Genomic DNA, 20,114 nt, shown 5'->3' on the forward strand with positions numbered 1-20,114 from the left:
CCGGGCGGTGAGCCGTCATCGCGCCGACGGCTCCGAGACCAGGTCTGCGACGACGATGGTCGTGTCGTCGCGGGCGCCGGCCAGCAGCGCCGCCTCGACCAGGGCGTCCGCGGCCCGCTCCGGTGGTTCCGGGCCGAGCTCGGTCATCAGCCCCAGCAGCTGCTCCGGGGTCATCACCTTCGTGATGCCGTCACTGGCGAGGATCACCCGGTCACCGGCCCGCACCGCCTCGCGCAGGATGTCGGCCTCGATCCGGTCGGCCAGGCCGATGGCGTTGAGCAGCGGGCCGTTCTTGATGGCGTGCGGCGTCGTGACCTGGCGCGGTCGGCCCTTCTGCGGCTGCAGCCAGACGGAGCTGTCGCCGACGTGGGCGATGAACAGCGTCTCGCCCGTCGACTGCTGGCGGCCGAGGATGACCACGTCGAGGGTGCAGGCCATACCTCGCCAGGACGGCTCCTGCCGGGGCTTCTCCCGCACGACCTGGTTCGCCCGGGCGACCGCCTGGCGCAGCCCGTCGGCCGGGTCCTCGGCGTACTGGGGACGGAACCCGGCCACCGTCGTGACCGTCAGCGTCGAGGCGATCTGGCCGGCGGCCTCCCCGCCCACGCCGTCGGCGACGGCGAGCAGGCCGTCGGACACGACGTAGGCGTCCTCGTTGGGGCCGCCGCGCTTGCCGCGCCGGGTGCGGCCGGCCGCGGCCAGCCGCAGGGCGGGAGCCGTGGTCTGGGCCGGCTCGGCCGCGACCAGGCCGGGCGCGGAGGGGTCGGGGGTGGGCACGGTCGGCGCGGTCATCGCAGGTGAGGCCGCCGCGGGCGGCGCGCCCCAGACCGTCTCGCCACCCACCGGGGCCGCCCCGTACCCGTCGGCGCCGGGCCCGGTCGGCGCGGTCGAGCCGATCCGCATCGTCTCGCCGGCCGTCGGGTCGGGGTAGGAGGCCGGTCCGGAGTACCCCGACGACCCCTGGTGCGGGAAGCCACCGGCGAGCGGGTCGTGGTCGTCGACCGCGAGCCGGTAGGCGGCGTCGTCCGTCTCGCCATGGTGCGGGCGCCCGCTGGGGGGCGGAGTCCACCCGGTGGCGTCCGGGTCTCGGCTGTCGTTCATGTAGGTGTCCCTGCCGCCTGAGTCGAGTCCACTCACGTCGATACCCCCCGTGCCGTGGGCACCGGCGTGGGGCCCGCCGGGCTGTGCGGCTCCGGCGAAGTACGCCCCCGCATGGGACGGATCCGCCGGCGCCGCGCCGGTATCGGCGCGTGACGTGTACGCGCCACCGATATTGTGACCTCCGGTCCCGCCGCTTTCCGTAGCGGACGCGACCGTGTCGGTGTCATTCGCTGTACTTCCCGCCGTGCCGGGAGGCCCGTGGCCGGGATCGCGCAGACTGTCGATGCGGGTGGCGTCGGCGTCGCCCCACCCGCTGTCGTCCCAGGCGGAACCGTCACTCCAGGCGGAGCCGGTGTCCGGGCCAGGATCGGCCGCGCTGCCGGTGCCGCGACTCGTGCCGTCCGCGGCCTGCGCCACCTCCACCGCGGCGGGAGCGCTCGCGGGCGCGGTGAAGCCGGGCACGACGCCGTCCGGTGACTGCGGGTCCGGCGCGCGCGTGTCCGGCGCGGCCGGAGCCGACGGCTCCGGGGCGTCGCGCAGCGGGATGCTGCCGGGCCGCGAGCGTCTCGTCTCCAGCGAGCGCTTGCGCCCGGATCCGTAGCCGGTGCGTGGTGCGCGACTGGACAGGACGACGAAAACCACCGCGCCCACCAGAAGCACCACGATGAGCATGATCGGTACCAGTGAGCTACCCATGGCCTCCGTCCCCGCCACGACAACCCGATCACGCTATAGGACGTGTCGGCAGCCGTCTCCATACATAACCAAAGGCAACAACTCGGCGAAGACCGGGCCGGTGTCAGGACTGCGACAGAAAGCTGCTGATTCCACCGGTGCCGCGTCAGGGGCCTGCCGGTCACCGGCAGCAGGTGTCGGGTTCCCGTCCGTATCACCCAAAGGTCAGTATCGCCGGAAGTGCGGCGTCACCGGAAGGGCCTGTCGATCCCGAAAACGGGTCGGGATGTGGCGCCGAGCGGGCGCGGCGGATGAGGTCGCGTCGGCGGGCGGGTACGGGGAGGTCGCCTGGCGCGCGGCGGATCAGGTCGCGTCGGCGCGCGGGCGGGCGAGGGTGAAGGTGTCGAAGGGCACGGGCACGGCGTCCGCCGAGTCGTAGACGGTGACCTGGATGCGGGTCGTCCCGCCCGGCTCGCCCGGATCGACCGTGAGCGCGGCGAACGCGTACGGATGCTCGGGGAAGCGGGCCGCCAGCCACGGGGCCGGCTCGACCGCACGGATCGAGGAGCGTTGCCGCTGCCCGGGCTCCCGTTCCCGCACCCCGACGACCACCCGGCAGGCCGGCGGGTCGAACAGCTGCCCGGCCGACGGCGTGGACGAGCCGCCGGTGCCGATCAGCATGTGCACCGTCCCGGCGGACGTGTCGAGCGTGGCAGTACCGCCCCCGCCGCCCCCCGCGACGGACACCGAGCCCGGGACCGGCCGCGGGGTCAGCGTCGCGCTGCCGTCCACAACCCCCCGTAGCGGGTGTGTGCGCTCGTAGTGGTGTTCGTGCCCGGAGATCACCAGGTCGACGCCGTACTGGTCGAACAACGGCAGCCAGGCCTCGCGCAGGCCGAGGTCCGCGCCGTTGTGGAACTCCGCTGTGGAGACTGCTGCCTGGTGCAGGACCACGATGATCCAGTCGACCGCCTGGTCCGCCCGGGCCTCGGCCAACTGCCGCTCGAGCCAGGCGGTCTGCCGACCCGAGCTGTAGCCGTGCAGGTAGACGCGGCCGGCGTCCTGGTAGCAGACGTCGTCGCCGCTGAGCACGACGAACCGTACGCCACCCACTGTGAAGGCGTACCAGAGGCCGGCCAGGTACGGCTCCTCGCCGTTGTCCGGCGGCTGGAAGTAGGTCTGGTAGGCGGCGAGGCCCAGCGCTCCGTTTCCCCGCTCGGTCTCGTGATTGCCGACACTCGGCATCCACGGGCGGCGCGCGGCCGAGGTGCTGATCATCGCGAACCAGTCCGCCCAGGCCCGCGGCGGGACGTCGCTGACGTTCGAATAGGCCAGATCGCCGTCGACCAGGGTGAACAGCGGGTCCACCCGCTCGACGCCGGCGACGAGCGCGCTGGAGGCCGGCGTGCCGAACGGGTTGTCGGACGCGTCGGTGCCGTGATCGCCGAAGCAGGCGAAGGTGAAGGCGGCCCGGCCGCGGGGGGCCGTCCGGAACGACGCCCGGCCCACCTCGCGGACGACCCCGGCCGCCGTGGTCTGGTACGTGATCTCGTAGGTGTACTCGGTGTCCGGCGCCAGCTCGTCCAGCAGCGCGTGGTGCGCGTAGATCTCCCACCCGGTAACCGCGTCCGTGTACGACCTGGTGCCGGCCCCGACCTCGCGGACTGCCTCGGCGGTGCCCGTGACCACCCGGGCCAGCGGCCGGACGACGGGCTCCCTGGTGATCCAGGAGACCACCATCGACGTCGCCGGATCCGCGCCGAAGGCGAGGTGCACCCCGTGCTCGGCGTGCGACGGCCCTCCGCCGGGCCGCGGCGGGGCGTCGCGTGGTGCGGCGTCTAGTGGTGCGGCGTCTCGTGGTGCGGAGGCCGGCGACTCGGAGGATCGTGACCGGGAACGTCGTGGACCGCGAAGGCTGTGAGGCATGACTTCCGGTGGCTACGGCTGGCTACGGGGCTGGCTGCGAATGGCTACGGCTGGTTGCTGATGGCCGCTCACGCCGAAGGGCGGCTGCGCTGGCGCGCAACCGCCCTTCGGATGGGTCTGGCCCGGGTGGGCGACGGCCCGCTCCAAGGCGGAACCGGCCGTCACCTCACGCGCTGGGCGTCCTGCGGCCCGATGTCACTCGCTGGACTTGGCGAGGTCGATCGGTGGGGAGTCCGGCACCGAGTTCGGCTTCGGCTCGCCGCGGAAGACGAACTTCGCCTCCTCGCCCTCACCCTCGACGTCGCCGACCACGATCTCGCCGGGACGCAGCGTCCCGTACAGGATCTTCTCGGACAGGATGTCCTCGATCTCCCGCTGGATCGTCCGGCGCAGTGGCCGGGCGCCGAGTACCGGGTCGTAGCCACGCTTGGCGAGCAGCGCCTTGGCGGCCGGCGTGAGCTCCAGCGCCATGTCCTTGTTCTTCAGCTGGCTGTCGACCCGGGCGAGCATGAGATCCACGATCTGGATGATCTCGTTCTCGGAGAGCTGGTGGAAGACGATGATGTCGTCGATCCGGTTGAGGAACTCAGGCCGGAAGTGCTGCTTGAGCTCGTCCTGGACCTTCGCCTTCATCCGCTCGTAGTCGACCGCGCCCTGGCCGGTGGCGAACCCGATGCCGGGGCCCTTGGAGATGTCCCGGGTGCCCAGGTTCGACGTCATGATCAGGACGGTGTTCTTGAAGTCGACCAGCCGGCCCTGGGAGTCGGTCAGGCGACCGTCCTCCAGGATCTGCAGGAGCGTGTTGAAGACGTCCGGGTGGGCCTTCTCGACCTCGTCGAAGAGGACCACGGAGAACGGCTTGCGCCGCACCCGCTCGGTGAGCTGGCCGCCCTCCTCGTACCCGACGTAGCCGGGCGGGGAGCCCACCAGCCGCGAGACAGTGTGCTTCTCCATGTACTCGGACATGTCGAGCTGGATGAGCGAGTCCTCGTCGCCGAAGAGGAACTCCGCCAGCGTCTTCGACAGCTCCGTCTTACCGACACCGGACGGGCCGGCGAAGATGAACGAGCCGCCGGGGCGCTTCGGGTCCTTCAGGCCGGCGCGGGTGCGCCGGATCGCCTGGGAGACGGCCTTGATGGCCTGCTCCTGGCCGATGACCCGGCGGTGGAGCTCGTCCTCCATGCGGAGCAGACGCGCGGTCTCCTCCTCGGTGAGCTTGAAGACCGGGATGCCGGTCCAGATCGCGAGGACCTCCGCGATCTCCTCGTCGCCGACCTCGGCGACGACGTCCATGTCGCCGGCCTTCCACTCCTTCTCCCGCTTGGCCTTCTCGGCCAGCAGGGTCTTCTCCTTGTCGCGCAGCGACGCGGCCTTCTCGAAGTCCTGCGCGTCGATCGCGGACTCCTTGTCCCGGCGGACGTTCGCGATGCGCTCGTCGAACTCCCGCAGGTCCGGCGGAGCGGTCATCCGGCGGATGCGCATCCGGGAGCCGGCCTCGTCGATCAGGTCGATGGCCTTGTCCGGCAGGAACCGGTCGGAGATGTAGCGGTCGGCCAGGGAGGCCGCGGCCACCAGGGCGGCGTCGGTGATCGAGACGCGGTGGTGCGCCTCGTACCGGTCGCGCAGACCCTTGAGGATCTCGATGGTGTGCGCCACCGACGGCTCCGCGACCTGGATCGGCTGGAACCGCCGCTCGAGAGCGGCGTCCTTCTCCAGGTGCTTGCGGTACTCGTCCAGCGTGGTCGCGCCGATCGTCTGCAGCTCCCCGCGCGCCAGCATCGGCTTGAGGATGGAGGCGGCGTCGATCGCGCCCTCGGCGGCACCCGCACCGACGAGCGTGTGGAGCTCGTCGATGAACAGGATGATGTCGCCGCGGGTGCGGATCTCCTTGAGGACCTTCTTCAGTCGCTCCTCGAAGTCACCGCGGTAGCGGGACCCGGCGACGAGCGCGCCGAGGTCGAGGGTGTAGAGCTGCTTGTCCTTCAGGGTCTCGGGGACCTCGCCCTTGACGATCGCCTGCGCGAGCCCCTCGACGACGGCGGTCTTGCCGACGCCGGGCTCGCCGATCAGGACGGGGTTGTTCTTCGTCCGGCGCGACAGCACCTGCATGACGCGCTCGATCTCCTTCTCGCGCCCGATGACCGGGTCGAGCTTGGACTCACGAGCGGCCGCGGTGAGGTTGCGGCCGAACTGGTCGAGGACCAGCGAGGTCGACGGCGTTCCCTCGGCCGGGGCGCCGGCGGTCGCCGGGTCGCCCTTGCCCTGGTAGCCGGACAGGAGCTGGATGACCTGCTGACGGACCCGGTTGAGGTCCGCGCCGAGCTTGACCAGCACCTGGGCGGCGACGCCCTCGCCCTCGCGGATCAGGCCGAGCAGGATGTGCTCGGTGCCGATGTAGTTGTGGCCGAGCTGGAGAGCCTCACGCAGGGACAGCTCGAGGACCTTCTTGGCCCGGGGCGTGAACGGGATGTGCCCGCTCGGCGCCTGCTGACCCTGCCCGATGATCTCCTCGACCTGCGACCGCACACCCTCGAGCGAGATCCCGAGCGACTCGAGGGCCTTAGCGGCGACGCCCTCGCCCTCGTGGATCAGGCCGAGCAGGATGTGCTCGGTCCCGATGTAGTTGTGGTTGAGCATCCTGGCCTCTTCTTGGGCCAGGACGACGACCCGACGTGCCCGGTCGGTGAACCTCTCGAACATGTGCGCTCCTTCGAGCTGCGACCGACCACACGACAGCCGGTATCCGCATGCTAGCTCCGCCGAGGCATGTCCTCACGCATCGAACAGAAACCTACCCGCCGGAACCGTCCCCCTCGTCGGGGACGGCGTCGCGGCCGGATTGCCGGCCGACCAGCGGAGACGTTCATCGCAACCGTGGCCGACCAGGCATGATTCCGTCACGTGGTTCCGCCAAGAGCGGAACGACATGGTGACCCCGACAGTTCGTGGCCGGGGCTCGACGGGCAGATGATCAGAACTTGTAACCGGAGCCGCGATGCTCCGGGAACGGTGGCGGGAACGGGTGTCTGGGGCCCTGGCCACCGGCTGGACCCGAATCCAGCACTACCGACGGTAACCGATACTCAGGTGGCCCTTCGGTGTGATTCAGGCCACGTTGAGATCACGTCTGACCAGGTCGGGTGCGCCCAGGCCCAGATCCGACCAGAGCGCATCCCACCGGAGCGCGCCCGGTCAGACCACGTCCGGCCAGACCACGCCCGGCCTCGTTCGAGCCTGCCCCGTGGATGTCGGCTCACACCGCCAGACCGCCGGGACCCTGGGTGTCGATCCACTCCCGGAGCCGGTTCTCGCGCTCCTCGGCGGCCACGAACGGACACGCCGTGCAGAACTCGGCGGTGACCCGGTGCGCCAGGCAGCACGAGCCGCGCCGCATGCCCGTGTACGGCCGGCCGCGATGGACGAACTGCTGCCAGGTCGGTCTCGCCCGCAGCGGCGGTGACGCGCTCGCGAAGAAGGCGTCCGCCTCCAGGCGGCCGGCGTGGGGATCACCACTCACCCGTTCGGTGAGAAGAAAGGCACGGCCGCACTGCGCGGCGACGGCGCCCCACAGCGCCGCGTGGCCGAGACGGGCCCGCGGGCGCAGGTCGGCGAGCACGGGCTCGAGGTGGCCGACGATCTGGCTCACCAGCCGCGCGCGCAGCGTCTCGACGTCGGCCACGGCCTCCACGACCTCGATCGGGTCGTCCGCTGTGATGCCCTCGGGGTAGCCGACGCTGTCCGGGTAACTGGCGCTGTCCGGGGGGCCGACGCTGTCCGGGTAGCGGTCGTAGGTGCCGGCCGGGAGCACCTGTTCGGTGACGGGGCCGCCGGCCTGGGTGATCAGTTCTGATGCGATCCGCGCCGGCACCGGCGCCGTCAGGACGGGATCCGAGTGCATGATCGTCATCCGCCGCGTTCGGAACGCGGTGGCGTCGAACCAGCCGCCTTCGCGACAGCGCACCGAGATCCCGGCCGGGTCGAGGTCGGGGACCCGGCGGGTGAGGACGAACGCGGTGACGGCCGGCCCGACGATGGTCGCCGCATACCAGGCGGTGAGGTAGCTGACGGCGACCTCGGCGCTGGCCTGGTGATGATCGCGGATGACGCCGAGCGCCGCGTCCAGCCCCGCGGGGCTGCGCAGGTCGGTGGCGTCGATCCAGCCGTCGGCCGGCTCGGGCGACCCGGCGATCGCGTGGCGGTGGTCGAGGGCCGGGGCCACCGCTCGCAGGGTGGAGCCGAAACCCGCCAGGCCGACGGGCCGGGTCGCGCAGTTCTGGGCCGGAATCATCTGCGTGGTCCGGCAGTCGATCGCGCCGCCACCGTCCCGCTGGGCGGGTGGGCCGGGCACGGCGTCGGGGACAGGGTCCTCGTCGGGAGGACTGCCACCGGGAAGGCCGCGGCTGGCCCTGGGTGCGACCGGGGAGGCGTTGCGGAAGACATGGTGTTAGGTAAGCCTAACTTGACCGTCTCCGTCAACTCGGCGTCGCCCACCCGCCGCCGCGCCGAGAACATCGCGGCTGGTCCCGGGCTCGCCGGTCGGCAAGATGGATTCGTCACAGTCCGCCGAAGGTTTGGCGCGCGTGATGTCCGGGTTCACCCGGAAACGTCCACTACCCAGCCGCGTCCGCCCTGGTGGACCCGGCCCGACCGCCGACGGCTCGGCGGACGGGCCCGCCGGGTGCCACCTTCTATCTTCTTTGCCTGCCCCGCGCGCAGGACCACTGAACCGACCGCGGACGGATTCGCCGTGGCCGACCTACGCGACTGGGCAACTCGGCGACCTGTGACCGATCTGACCTGTGACCCAACTGACCTGTGACGCGCCTGACCCGAGACTGACCCGACCCAGGGCCATGTCCACGAGATCAGCAAGTGAGGTTGACCTTATACCCCGCGCCCTCGGCGGTCCGGCATCACAGTGGGAGGCCGGGGTGGCGCCGACGCGACCTGCGCCACGGTTCCCTGATCCGGAGTTGGCCGAGTCAGCCGGCGCGGCCGGGGCGGGGGCGGTCGGGACGCACCCGGGGCATGGCGACGGTGGGTGGCAGCCCCGGCGGCAGGGGAGCGGCCATCGAGACCGGGCCGACGGAGTCCGGGCTGGTGGCGACGCTCGCCCCGGGGGCGACGGAGGCGCCGGCTATGACCGGCGCGCTGGGCGCACCCGCGACCGGCCCGGCTGGTAGGCCTGCCACCGGCCCTCCGGGCCGACCCGCGACCGGGCTGGTGGAGACGCTCGCGGCCGGGCCGGCGGCGAGCGTCGCGCGCGGAGCGGTCTCGCTCCGGGCGAGAGGAACCCGACTCAGGGCCACCTCGGCGTCGGGGCCGAGGGCCGGGCGCGGACCGCCTCCCGCCCCGAGACCTACCGTGAGGCCTGCAGCGGGACCTGCCATGGGACCTGCCGCCGGACCTGCCGTGGGGCTCGTGCCCGGCGGCCGTCCACCCGCGGGGCGGTGATCCACCCGAGGCGCCGGCTCCAGCTCCCGGGGACCGGGCTGCCGCTCGGCCTCGGCCATCCGGCGCGCGATCCGGACGGCCAGCGTGGAGAAGTCGCGGTAGGCGCGCTGTGTGGTCTGCAGGTGGCTTCCGACGATGCCGTCCGACGGGCGCAGCGCGAAGACCGGCCGCCGGGCGAGCTGCGCGAGCGGCATGAGGCTGCGGTAGTGCTGCACCTGGGCCAGGCAGTGCTGATCGACGGCGATGTCGACCGGCACCCGGGGAGCGACGCCGAGGACCTCCTGGGCGTAGACCGTCGGCATGCGGGAGATCCAGCGGCTGTGCGCGCGCGACGGCCGGTCGGAGCGCCCGTGCGGCGTCAGCATGACGTAACCGAGGGGGCGCATACCGCCACCTGGCAGGCCTGTGACGTCACGCGGGGCCCGGGCCAGCCGGTCGGCCCAGCCGTCGCGCCACGCCCGCAGGGCCGGGCCGAGGTTACGCAGGCCCTGCATGCTGAACAGGTCCGGGGCGAGCGGGACGACGACATGGTCGCTGGCCACCAGGGCGGCCCGGTTGATCACGCCGAGATTCGGGCCGACGTCGATCACCACGATCTCGACGTCGTGCAGGTCGGCCACCGCGCGCACCAGCCGGCCCAGCGCGCTCATGACGCGGAAGGCCCGGGGGTTGCCGGGCCCCTCGAGGCAACGTGGCCAGGCCTGCGAGAGCTCGTCCTCGAAGCCGGAGAGCTCCAGGTCGCCGGGGAGCAGGACGAGGTTGTCGCCGACCAGCTGGCCGGGCGCGGGCGCGATGTCGCCGGTGCCCTCGATCAGCGGGCGCAGCATCCCGTGGATGGTTCGCGCCGGTGCGGCGGACCGCCGGGCCTCGGGGTGCCACAGGCGTTCGAGCGTGTCCTCGTCCAGGAAGGAGGCGGTCAGGTTCGCCTGTGGGTCGAGATCAGCCGCGAGGACGCGCCGGCCGAGGTCGGCGTACATGTTCGCCAGGTGGTAGACGAGGGACGTCTTGCCCACGCCGCCCTTGTTGTTGAAGAACGCGACCACTGCGGCGGACATGCGCCTCCCCGTCGTCGACCGGAGGATCCCGCGGCCCCGGTCGTTCATAGTGGCACGGACGAGACATTCTTCCCGCAGTCGGCGCGCTCGCGGTGCCGATTCGGCAAGTCCGCGGGACGAGACGGCGCGGCCACCGAGACTTGGCAGCCATGACGACCTCACCGCGAGTGCTCTACCACGTCGTGTGCGCGGCGCTGCCCGCGCTGGCCGCCGCGGACTTCGCCACCGAGGCCCGCCGGGACGGCTGGGACGTGTGCGTCGTGACGACGCCGCGGGCCGCCGCCTGGCTGGACCTGCCTGCCCTCGCCGCGGCCACGGGACATCCCGTGCGCACCGACTACAAGTTTCCGGGCCAGCCCGACGTCCTCCCGCCGCCGGCCGCCTTCGTGGTGGTCCCGGCGACCTTCAACACGATCAACAAGTGGGCGGCCGGCATCGCGGACACCCTCGTGCTGGGGCTGCTCACCGAGGCGCTCGGCCTCGGTCTCCCGGTCGTCGCGGCGCCCTGCCTGGCGGAGCCGCAGGCGGCCCATCCGGCCTTCGCGGCGTCGTGCCGCACGCTGCGCGGCGCCGGCGTGCGGCTGCTCGACCGCTGGACGGCGCGCGATCCCGGCCTGGCCGCCGGCGGCTGGGAGACGGCCGACACCCGCCGGGTGCTCGCCGAGCTCCGGTCCGCCGCGGGCTGACGCCAGCCGTCAGCGGTCGTCGAAGAGGGCCCTGTGGACGGTTTTCGCCAGGGCCTCCTGGCCGGCCCGGGTCGGATGGGCGCTGAGACTCCGGCTCGCGCCGAAAAGGCCGATCGGATTCACCCAGGAGTCCTTGGTGCACATTTCATGCCCGCGCAGGGACCGATCGGTCGATACGTACTCGACACCGGCGTCGGACGCCGCTCTGCGGATAGTCCGGTTGAGCGCGTTGTTCAGGCTGGCGAGCTGGCGGCGCTCACTCTTGTCGAGCCATCGGCAGGTGTTGTCGCTCTGGGACCGCGGAACGACGGTGGGATACCCGACGACCACGATCCGGGAGTGCGGCGCCGCGGCCTTCACCTCTTTGTAGGTGGCGACCAGGACGTCGGGAAGCACGTCCTCGACGTAGTCCCGCCGGCGGCGGTCGTCGCCGTCCCAGAAGCACTTCCATGCGACACAGCTGAACATGACCTGGCTGAACCCGGCGTCGTTGCCGCCGATGGTCAGCGTCACCACGTCCGGTGGGGTCGGCAGGGCGCGCAGCTGTTCGAGCTGGGGCGGAGAGCCCCGCTGAGGCTTGGTCATGGCCTCTGTCGTCGCGCCCCCGCACGCCGCGTGCAGGACGTTGGTGGCCGGCGGGTCGAGGGTGGCGAGCAGCCGTGGCCACGCCCCGGCGCTGCGGCGGCAGCTCGCGAAGGCCGCTTCGAACGGGGGCGTTCCCTCACCGGAGGAGTACGAGTCGCCCAGCGCGGCCACGGTCAGCGTTCCCGGGGCCGCGGTCGCCGCCCCGGCCGTCCCCATCGGTGTCCCGAGGAGAACGAACAGTGCGGCCGAGACGAACAGTACCGTCCAGGTGAACGGCGCTGTTCGGTTGAACGTCGCTGTTCGGTTGAACAGTGCCGTCCGGCCGTGCCGGCCGTGCGGGCCGTGCGGGCCGTGCGGGCCGCCGAATCGTGAGGTCGCCCCCGTGCTGTGCCGCATGAGGGAAAGGCTAACCCGGGCACGCCGGTGCCGGACGGTTTCCTGCCCGGAACGGGGATGTAGCTGGCGGCGCGTCACCGGATTACCGCGGAGTCCGGCTGTTCCGTCCGGCGGCGCCCGGATGGTTGTCGGAAATCCGATAGAGACGGCGCGGACCGGGTCTTCCCGGACTTCGCCTCAGCGCGGTTCGGTGTTCTTCTCGAAGACAAGCCGCAGCCCGATCAGGGTCAGGTGCGGCTCGTGATTGTCGAGGGTCTCGCTCTCCTTGATCACCAGCGGGGCCAGGCCGCCGGTGGCGATCGTGGTGGCCGGTGTGCCCAGCTCGGCCCGGATGCGGCGGACCAGCGCGTCCACCTGGCCGACGACGCCGTAGATCATCCCGGACTGCAGTGCCTCGACGGTGCTCTTGCCGATCACCGAACGGGGGGTGGTCAGCTCGACGTTGCGCAGCTGCGCGGCACGGGAGGCCAACGCGTCCAGCGCGACCTCGATGCCCGGCGCGAACGCCCCGCCGAGGAACTCGCCCCGCGCGGACACCACGTCGATGTTCGTGGCCGTGCCGAAGTCGACCACGATCGCCGGGCCGCCGTAGAGGTGGTGGGCGGCCAGCGTGTTCATGATCCGGTCGGCGCCGGCCTCCTTCGGGTTGTCGATGAGGATCGGCACCCCGGTGCGGGTGCCGGGCTCGACGACGACGGTCGGCATCGCCGGGAACGTCCGGCTGACCATCCGGCGGATCTCCCGGAGGGCGGCCGGCACGGTGGAACACACCGAGACACCGCCGATCGGGTGGTCGCCGAGGAGGCCGCGGTAGAGCCAGCCCAGCTCGTCGGCGGTCGCTCTCGGGTCGGTGCGGACCCGCCACGAGTTGGCGAGCTGATCGCCGTCGAAAACACCCAGCACGGTGTTCGTGTTGCCTACGTCGATCGTCAGCAGCATGTTTCGGCCGTCCAGGGTCTGTCCGCTCGGGGGGTGGGGTGCGCGCGGTGCGCGGGCGTCAGCGGGGAGCCGGCACCGCGAGGTCGAAGCCGAGGTCCAGCGCGGGCGCCGAGTGGGTGAGCCCGCCGACGGCGAGGAAGTCGACCCCGGTGGCGGCCACCGCGGCGGCCGCGTCGAGGGTGAGCCCGCCGCTCGCCTCCAACAGGACCCCGGCCGGCCGGGCGACGGCGACCGACGCGCGCAGCTCGTCCAGGGACATGTTGTCACAGAGGATCAGGTCGGCTCCGGCGCCGACCGCCTCGACGACCTGCTCGACGGTGTCGCACTCGACCTCGACGGGCAGGTCCGGGTACCGGGCGCGCACCGCGGTGAACGCCGCCGCCACGCCGCCGGCCGCGATCACGTGGTTGTCCTTGACCAGCGCGGCGTCGGCCAGCGACATCCGGTGGTTGCGCCCGCCGCCGCAGCGCACCGCGTACTTCTCCAACGCGCGCAGCCCGGGCAGGGTCTTGCGGGTGTCGCGGACGGCCGCGCCGGTGCCGGCGACCGCGTCGGCCCACAGCCGGGTCACACTGGCCACCCCGGAGAGGTGGCAGAGCAGGTTGAGCGCGGTCCGCTCGGCGGTGAGAAGCCCACGGACGGGACCACGCACCCGGAGCACCTCCGTGCCCGGAACGACCCGGTCCCCGTCGGCGAGCATCGGCGTCACGGTGACCGCGGCGCCGAGCAGCACCTCGAACACGGCCGCGGCGACCGGCACGCCCGCCACCACGCCGTCCGCCCGGGAGACCACGGAACCGGTACTGATCAGCGCCGCGTCCACGGTCGCCGCGGACGTCGCGTCGACCGCCCAGGCCGGCTCGCCCACCTGCGGGGCCGCCTCACCACCTGGCGGGGCTGCTTCGTCCGCCGGCCGGGGTGCCCCGCTGACCTGCGGGGACGTGGCCACGGGAAGATCCTCGGCGAGGGCCCGACCGATCACGTCGAGGACCGCCGCCGCCTCCAGCCCCGCGGACTTCAGCCCCGCGAGGACGGCGGCCGAAAGCTGGTCGGGGCCGAGCGGCGGCCCCGGCCGCCCGCCACTCACGCCGACCGCGCCTGGGACGCCGTCGACCGGCCCGACGGGGCTGACGGGGCTGACGGGGCCTGCGACCGGGCCGACGGGCCCTGCGCCGCGCGTGCCCCGTTCGACCGTTCCTCGGCCGGCGGTGCCTCGTAGGTCACGATCAGCTTCCCCTCCTGATCCAGCCTGGTCAGCACATGCCCGCGCCAGTGCTCGTCGTCGCGGGCGCCGAAGTCCTCGCGCCAGTGGCAGCCGCGGGTCTCGGTGCGCAGCTCCGCCGCCGCGACCAGCGCGGTCGCCACCGTGCGGAGGTTCGTCATCTCCCAGGCCGCCGGCCCGGCCTGCACGGTCGCCCCGCTGACCCGCAGGTCACCGAGGCCGGCGAGCATCTTGGACGTCGCCCGCAGGCTCTCGGTGCTGCGCAGGACGCCCGCCCCGTCGGTCATCACCCGGGCCAGGTCACCGCGCTCGGTCGGATCGGTCAGGCCCGATCCCCGCGCGCCCGTCGGCTCCCCGGTGGACGGCGTGCCGCCAGGTCCGTCCACCGGGCGGACCCCGGGCAGCCCGGCGATGTGCTCGGCGATCCGTGCCGCGAACACCAGCCCCTCCAGCAGGCTGTTGGACGCCAGCCGGTTCGCCCCGTGCACTCCCGTGCAGGCGACCTCCCCGCACGCGTACAGCCCGGGGACGCTCGTGCGCCCCCACACGTCGGTGCGGACCCCGCCACTGGCGTAGTGCGCCGCCGGGGCCACCGGGATCGGTGTGGTCACCGGGTCGATGCCCGCGGCCCGGCACCGGGCGGTGATGGTCGGGAACCGGCGCAGGAGCGTCTCGGTGCCCAGGTGGCGGGCATCGAGGAACAGGTGGCGCACCCCCTGCTCGGCCATCACCCGCGACATCCGCTTCGCGACGACGTCCCGGGGCGCCAGGTCGGCCAGCGGGTGGACGCCGGCCATCACCCGCCGGCCGGCCGCGTCCACCAGCAGCGCGCCCTCGCCGCGCATAGCCTCGCTGACCAGCGGCTGCTGGCCCGACTCGTGCTCAGGCAGCCACAGTGCCGTCGGATGGAACTGGACGAACTCCAGGTCGGTCACGACCGCCCCGGCACGCAGGGCGAGCGCCACCCCGTCGCCGGTGGAGACCGCCGGATTGGTCGTCGACGCGAAGATCTGCCCCATGCCACCGGTGGCCAGGACGATCGCGCGTGCCGTCACGGCGCCGACGCCGTCCCGGCTGCCCTCGCCGAGCACGTGCAGCGTGGCTCCGACCGCCCGCCCGCCTCGGTCCGTGAGCAGGTCGAGGACGAGCGCGTGCTCGAGCACCTCGATGGACGGGTCGGCGTGCACGGCGGCGATCAGGGCGCGCTCCACCTCCAGCCCGGTGGCGTCGCCACCGGCGTGCGCGATGCGATCGCGCAGGTGGCCGCCCTCGCGGGTGAGTGAGAGCGCCCCGTCGGGCTCCCGGTCGAACCGGGCGCCGAGCGCCGCGAGCTCCCGCACCCGGGCGGGACCCTCGGTGACCAGGATGTCGACCGCCACCGGGTCGCACAGGCCGACCCCGGCCACGAGGGTGTCGCGGTGGTGCTCGGCCGGGGAGTCCCCGACGCCCAGGGCCGCGGCGATGCCGCCCTGGGCCCAGCGGGTCGATCCGGCGTCCAGCAGGGCCTTGGTGACCAGCAGGACGCGGCTGTCCGGGCTCGCCGCGCGCGCGTGCAGCACGGTGGTGAGCCCGGCGATTCCGGACCCGATGACCACGATGTCGGCGTGCCTGGTCCAGCCCGGACGGGGCGCGCCGAGTCGGTGCGGAAGAACAGGCACCTCGCTACGCCCCCCCGCCCAGGCCGCGAGCGCCGGCCGGGTCCAGGACGTCGCCCCGCAGGCTGGACGGATCGCCCGGCAGCGCCGCCGCCGGATCACCGCCCTGCCCGATGATCCGGTTCTCCGCGTCGACGAACAGGACCTTCGGGACGTGCCGGCGTGCCTCGGCGTCATCCATGATCCCGTAGGAGATGATGATGACGAGGTCGCCGGGGTGGACCAGCCGGGCGGCCGCCCCGTTGATCCCGATGATTCCGCTGCCGGCCGGGCCGCTGATCGCGTAGGTCTCCAGCCGGGCGCCGTTGTTGATGTCGACGATCGTCACCTGCTCGCCGGGCAGCAGGTCGGCGGCCGCCATCAGGTCGGCGTCGATCGTCACCGAGCCCACGTAGTGCAGGTCGGCCTGGGTGACCGTCGCCCGGTGGATCTTCGAGTTGAGCATGGTCCGGAACACCGGTCAGACCTCCTTGCCCTTGCCGGCGTCGTTGCGAGCCTCGTTGTGGTCTTTGCTGCGGGCTTCGTCGTCGACGGGGCCCGGCCCGGCCCCCGTCAGGACGAGTTCGACGTTGTCGATCAGCCGGGTGTTCCCGACCCGGGCGGCGACCAGCAGCAGCGCCGGCCCGACCTCGACCGGCCCGAGATCGGACGGGTCGGCCAGCGTCAGGTAGTCGACGCCCACACCCGGCTCGGCGGCCAGCACCGACCGGGCCGCGGACAGTACGGCCGCCGCGCCCGCTCCAGCCTGCCCGGTGCCGGCGGACAGTGCCCGGGAGAGCGCCAGCGCGCTGCGCCGCTGCTCCGGCCCAAGGTAGGCGTTTCGGCTCGACAGGGCGAGACCGTCGGTGTCCCGCACCGTCGGTACTCCGACGATCTCCACCGGGAACGCCAGGTCGGCGACCATCCGGCGGATGCAGACGAGCTGCTGGGCGTCCTTGCGGCCGAAGAAGGCCACATCAGGGCGCACGAGGTGCAGCATCGTGCCGACCAGGGTGAGCATCCCGTCGAAGTGGCCCGGCCGGGACGCCCCCTCGAGGACGTCGCCGAGCGGGCCGGCACTCAGGGTGACCAGCGGTGCGGGATCATGGACCTGGGTCGGGGCGTAGACGGCGTCGACACCCTCGCGCGCGCAGAGATCGAGGTCTGCCTCGAAGGTGCGGGGGTAGCGGTCGAGATCCTCACCCGGCCCGAACTGCAGCGGGTTTACGAAGATTGTGACCACCACCTGGTCGGCCCGGCGCCGGGCCGCTCTGATCAGCTCGGCGTGCCCGCGGTGCAGGGCGCCCATCGTCATCACGACGGCGCGCACCCCCCGCGCGGGGCCGTTCCCGACGGGGGACGCGGCGGGTTCGCTCAGCAGGGCGGCGAGCTCGGCGCGGGTGCGGGCGACGGTGGGCCGGCCCGTTCGGACCGGTGATCCGGAGGCGGTGGTCCCGCCCCCCGGTCCGGCTGACGCCGATGGCGAGGTCGGTGCGGCCGGCGAGGGCAGCGAGGTCGGTGCGGTCGGCCCGGAAATCGGGCGGGCGGGCGATTGGGCAGGCATGTGAACAGGCATCTGTCCGTTCCAGTCCTCGGATGGGGTACCGGACGTCGCCGGACACTGTAACCCGCATGCAACCTCCCCCGGCCCGGTCTGTGACCGGGCCGTCTTTCGCCGCGCAAGCCTGGCCGGGACGGCATCGGGCCGGCTCGCGCCGCGGCCGGAGACCCGAGAAGACACACCGCCCCCGGCCGCTACGGCGCGACCGGGGGCGGTGACTGGACGGAATCGGTGACTGGACCTGCGCGGTCAGTCCTGGCGGTGACGGGGGAAGTCGCCCATGCCGGAGAACGGGCCGTGGCCGGCGGGTGCGGGGGGCACGGCGGGCGCGGGGGCCTGCGCCGGGAGCTGCGGCCGGCGGTCACCCGCCGGCACCGGGACGGCCGTCCCCCGGTCGTCGTCGTCGGCGGCGACGGCGGCGGGCCGGCGGCGCCACGCCCGCTCGCCGATCAGCGTCAGGACGGCGGGCATCAGGATCACCCTGATCACGGTCGCGTCCAGCAGGATCGCCGCGCCGAGCCCCACGCCGAGCTGCTTCATGCTCACCTGCGACAGGGTGGCGAAGATGCTGAACACCGCCACCATGATCACGGCCGCGCTGGTCACCACCCCCGCGCTACGCCGGACCCCGACCAGCACCGCGTCGCGCATCGGCAGGCCCGAGTCGTAGGCCTCCCGGACCCGGCTGAGCACGAACACCTGGTAGTCCATGGACAGGCCGAACAGGATCACGAAGAGCATCAGCGGCAGCCAGTTGGTGATGGCCCCGGTCGAGGTGTAGCCGAGCAGGCCGTCCGCCCAGTGATGCTGGAACACCACCACGAGCAGGCCGTACGCCGCGGCCACCGACAGCAGGTTCAGCGCGACGGCCGCCGCGGCGACGATGGCGCTGCGGAACGCGGCCAGCAGCAGCAGAAAGGCCAGGACCAGCACGAATCCGATCACCAGCGGGGTGCGCCCGTTGAGCTGGGCGTTGAAGTCGGCCGAACCGGCAGTCCACCCGGTGACGTCCGCCGACATCCCGGAGACCGGGTCGATCGTGCTGGGGATGATCTCCCCGCGCAGCGTGTCGAGCACCCGCAGCGAAGCGTCGTCGGTGCCCTCGCCGGCGATCGGGATCGAGATCTTGGCGACCTGGCCGTCCGCGCTGATCTCGGTGGTGATCGGTTCGTACATCATTCCGCTGGCCAGCGCCCGCTCGCGCAGCGCGTCGATGGCTCCCACCGCCTGCGGCGCCCGCACGTCGGCGGCCGAGACCACGACGACCGCGGCCGTCTGCTCGCCCGGGAAGGCCGCCTGGACCCGATCGTAGGTCTGCATGATCGGAAGATCGTCGGGGATGTCGTCCATGCCCGGTTCGACGGTCCGCAGCCCCAGGGCGGGCACTGCCAGCAGGATCAGCAGCCCGCCGGTGACCACCGCGACGATGCCGGGGCGGCGCAGCAGTCGTCCCGTCAGGCCGGGCCGGGTCAGATCGACGCCAGCGGTGCCGGCGACGCTCGTGGTGCTCGTGGTCTTCCTGTCCGCGCCCGGGGCGCTGGCGGCGGCGGCGCGGGCGTCGGCGCGGCGGTGCCAGGGCAGCCGCAGGAGCTCGACCCGGTCACCCAGCCAGGACAGCACCGCCGGCAGCACCGTGAGCGAGCCGAGCACCGCGATCAGCACCACGATGACCGTGCCGCCGGCGATCCCGCTGAACACGCTCAGCCCGGTCAGCAGCAGGCCCGCCATCGAGACGGCGACCGTCAGCCCGGACACCAGAACGGCGTGACCCGAAGTGTCCGCGGCGATCTCCAGCGCGCGTTGCGGGCTGTGCCCGGCGGCCCGCTCCTCGCGCTCGCGGCGGATGTAGAACAGGGCGTAGTCGACGCCGACCGCCAGGCCGATGAGCAGCATGACCGAGGTCGCGGTCTCGTCCGTGGGCAGCAGCCGGCTGGTGAAGGCGACGACACCCAGCGCCCCGACGAACGCGGTCAGCGCGAGCACGACCGGCACCAGCGCGGCGACGACCGCGCCGAAGACGGCCAGCAGAATGCCGAGGGTGAGCGGGATGGCGAGCAGCTCGGCCCGCTTGAAGTCCTTGCCGATCGTGTCGCCGAGCGCCTTGTCGGCACTCGCCTCGCCGACCTCCTCGACGAGCAGCCCCGGATGCTCGTCGGCCGCGGCCGCGACGGCGGCCAGCACCGGGTCGATCCGGTCGGTGGCGGTGTCCTCGTCACCGCGCATCTCGAAGGTCACCATGACCGAACGACGGTCGTTGGACACCAGCCCGGGGTTCGCCTCCACCCCGGGCAGCGCGATCGGCGCCCGCAGGTTGGTCACCTCACCGGTGCCGTCGAGCCGCGCGGCGACGTCCGCGAGGGCGGCCCGCAGCTCGGGGTCGGCGAGCAGCTCCTCGGGGCTGGCAGCCTGCGCCGGCCGCTGGATCAGCACGTTCTCGTTGGCGGGGGAGGTGAACCCGTGCGCGTCCAGGGTGCTCTGGGCCCGCCCGTCCTCACCGACGCTGTAGTCGTCGTCACCGAGGGTGCTGGTCCCGATCAGGCTCCCCAGCAGAGTGACGAGCACGACGCCGAGGATCCAGCCGCCGATGGCGAGGCGGCGGTGCCGCACGCTCCACCGGGCCGCGCGGGCGGCCAGGTGGGTGGCGTGCGTGGGGCTGTCGGGGGACGCGCCGGTCGGCGCGGCCCGGTGAGCATGGCGTGGGCCGCGGTCGGCCGGCCCGTCCGAGGCGCCGGACCCCGACGGGGCGGGTGAGCGGCGCGGCGTCGATGCTGTCGGAGGTCTCGTGCGCATGGAACGACGATCTCGTTCCGACCGTTCCTGGTCACTGCGGAGAGCTACCAGGTTTGAGGTGCCGAAATCCTCCGGCACCCGGTGGGGTTC

Annotated in this window: 13 protein-coding genes; 1 reads left to right on the forward strand and 12 read right to left on the reverse strand. The window is 72.9% G+C overall.

From position 1 onward, the window contains the following. Positions 1-15: 15 nt before the first annotated feature. From AC559T_RS23675 to AC559T_RS23695, 5 genes are all read right to left on the reverse strand, one after another. Positions 16-1,797 carry a PP2C family protein-serine/threonine phosphatase gene (locus tag AC559T_RS23675; protein ID WP_112104735.1) on the reverse strand — a complete coding sequence of 594 codons (1,782 nt, stop codon included), beginning with the start codon at positions 1,795-1,797 and terminating at the stop codon, positions 16-18. Positions 1,798-2,139: 342 nt separating this feature from the next. Further along, positions 2,140-3,702: a purple acid phosphatase family protein gene (locus AC559T_RS23680; RefSeq protein ID WP_112104723.1), complete on the reverse strand. Its 1,563-nt coding sequence runs from the start codon at positions 3,700-3,702 to the stop codon at positions 2,140-2,142. 195 nt (positions 3,703-3,897) lie between these two features. Continuing rightward, positions 3,898-6,402 carry an ATP-dependent Clp protease ATP-binding subunit gene (locus tag AC559T_RS23685; RefSeq protein ID WP_012157634.1) on the reverse strand — a complete coding sequence of 835 codons (2,505 nt, stop codon included), beginning with the start codon at positions 6,400-6,402 and terminating at the stop codon, positions 3,898-3,900. A gap of 553 nt (positions 6,403-6,955) precedes the next feature. Then, complete coding sequence (locus AC559T_RS23690; protein WP_498870158.1) at positions 6,956-8,050, reverse strand: Fe-S oxidoreductase; 1,095 nt, start codon at positions 8,048-8,050, stop codon at positions 6,956-6,958. A 634-nt stretch (positions 8,051-8,684) separates the two neighbouring features. Further along, the gene (locus tag AC559T_RS23695) at positions 8,685-10,211 is read right to left on the reverse strand and encodes a ParA family protein (protein WP_498870159.1); all 1,527 of its coding nucleotides are present in this window, start codon (positions 10,209-10,211) and stop codon (positions 8,685-8,687) included. Between the two features lie 149 nt (positions 10,212-10,360). Between AC559T_RS23695 and AC559T_RS23700 the strand changes: the two genes are divergently transcribed. Beyond that, positions 10,361-10,897 carry a flavoprotein gene (locus tag AC559T_RS23700; RefSeq protein WP_071060805.1) on the forward strand — a complete coding sequence of 179 codons (537 nt, stop codon included), beginning with the start codon at positions 10,361-10,363 and terminating at the stop codon, positions 10,895-10,897. A gap of 9 nt (positions 10,898-10,906) precedes the next feature. Here the strand turns inward: AC559T_RS23700 and AC559T_RS23705 are convergent, their stop codons facing one another. The 7 genes from AC559T_RS23705 to AC559T_RS23735 form a co-directional block, all read right to left on the reverse strand. Next, a complete protein-coding gene (locus tag AC559T_RS23705; RefSeq protein WP_498870160.1) occupies positions 10,907-11,878 on the reverse strand; it encodes an SGNH/GDSL hydrolase family protein in 972 nt (323 codons plus the stop codon). Between the two features lie 177 nt (positions 11,879-12,055). Continuing rightward, positions 12,056-12,817: a type III pantothenate kinase gene (locus AC559T_RS23710; protein ID WP_012157640.1), complete on the reverse strand. Its 762-nt coding sequence runs from the start codon at positions 12,815-12,817 to the stop codon at positions 12,056-12,058. 58 nt (positions 12,818-12,875) lie between these two features. Beyond that, complete coding sequence (gene nadC, locus AC559T_RS23715) at positions 12,876-13,904, reverse strand: carboxylating nicotinate-nucleotide diphosphorylase (protein ID WP_498870161.1); 1,029 nt, start codon at positions 13,902-13,904, stop codon at positions 12,876-12,878. Then, a complete protein-coding gene (locus AC559T_RS23720; protein ID WP_498870162.1) occupies positions 13,901-15,697 on the reverse strand; it encodes an L-aspartate oxidase in 1,797 nt (598 codons plus the stop codon). Before AC559T_RS23720 ends, nadC begins: the two co-directional genes overlap by 4 nt. Before the next feature lie 4 nt (positions 15,698-15,701). Next, positions 15,702-16,151 (reverse strand): aspartate 1-decarboxylase, encoded by a 450-nt coding sequence (gene panD / locus AC559T_RS23725; RefSeq protein ID WP_071060811.1) that lies wholly within the window; start codon positions 16,149-16,151, stop codon positions 15,702-15,704. Between the two features lie 3 nt (positions 16,152-16,154). Next, on the reverse strand, positions 16,155-17,237 hold the full coding sequence (panC, locus tag AC559T_RS23730; protein WP_498870163.1) for a pantoate--beta-alanine ligase: 1,083 nt from the start codon (positions 17,235-17,237) through the stop codon (positions 16,155-16,157). 246 nt (positions 17,238-17,483) lie between these two features. Beyond that, on the reverse strand, positions 17,484-20,024 hold the full coding sequence (locus AC559T_RS23735; RefSeq protein WP_498870164.1) for an MMPL family transporter: 2,541 nt from the start codon (positions 20,022-20,024) through the stop codon (positions 17,484-17,486). Positions 20,025-20,114 lie beyond the last annotated feature (90 nt).

The sequence above is a fragment of the Frankia sp. Hr75.2 genome, assembly GCF_949319125.1.
Lineage (GTDB): Bacteria > Actinomycetota > Actinomycetes > Frankiales > Frankiaceae > Parafrankia > Parafrankia soli.

What these genes read in the sequence shown, in the direction of transcription:
- AC559T_RS23685 (WP_012157634.1), bottom strand. Translation starts at nt 6,402, where the DNA reads ATGTTCGAGAGGTTCACCGACCGGGCACGTCGGGTCGTCGTCCTGGCC.
- AC559T_RS23735 (WP_498870164.1), bottom strand. Translation starts at nt 20,024, where the DNA reads ATGCGCACGAGACCTCCGACAGCATCGACGCCGCGCCGCTCACCCGCC.
- AC559T_RS23695 (WP_498870159.1), bottom strand. Translation starts at nt 10,211, where the DNA reads ATGTCCGCCGCAGTGGTCGCGTTCTTCAACAACAAGGGCGGCGTGGGC.
- AC559T_RS23680 (WP_112104723.1), bottom strand. Translation starts at nt 3,702, where the DNA reads ATGCCTCACAGCCTTCGCGGTCCACGACGTTCCCGGTCACGATCCTCC.
- AC559T_RS23700 (WP_071060805.1), top strand. Translation starts at nt 10,361, where the DNA reads ATGACGACCTCACCGCGAGTGCTCTACCACGTCGTGTGCGCGGCGCTG.
- AC559T_RS23675 (WP_112104735.1), bottom strand. Translation starts at nt 1,797, where the DNA reads ATGGGTAGCTCACTGGTACCGATCATGCTCATCGTGGTGCTTCTGGTG.
- AC559T_RS23705 (WP_498870160.1), bottom strand. Translation starts at nt 11,878, where the DNA reads ATGCGGCACAGCACGGGGGCGACCTCACGATTCGGCGGCCCGCACGGC.
- AC559T_RS23710 (WP_012157640.1), bottom strand. Translation starts at nt 12,817, where the DNA reads ATGCTGCTGACGATCGACGTAGGCAACACGAACACCGTGCTGGGTGTT.
- panC (WP_498870163.1), bottom strand. Translation starts at nt 17,237, where the DNA reads ATGCCTGCCCAATCGCCCGCCCGCCCGATTTCCGGGCCGACCGCACCG.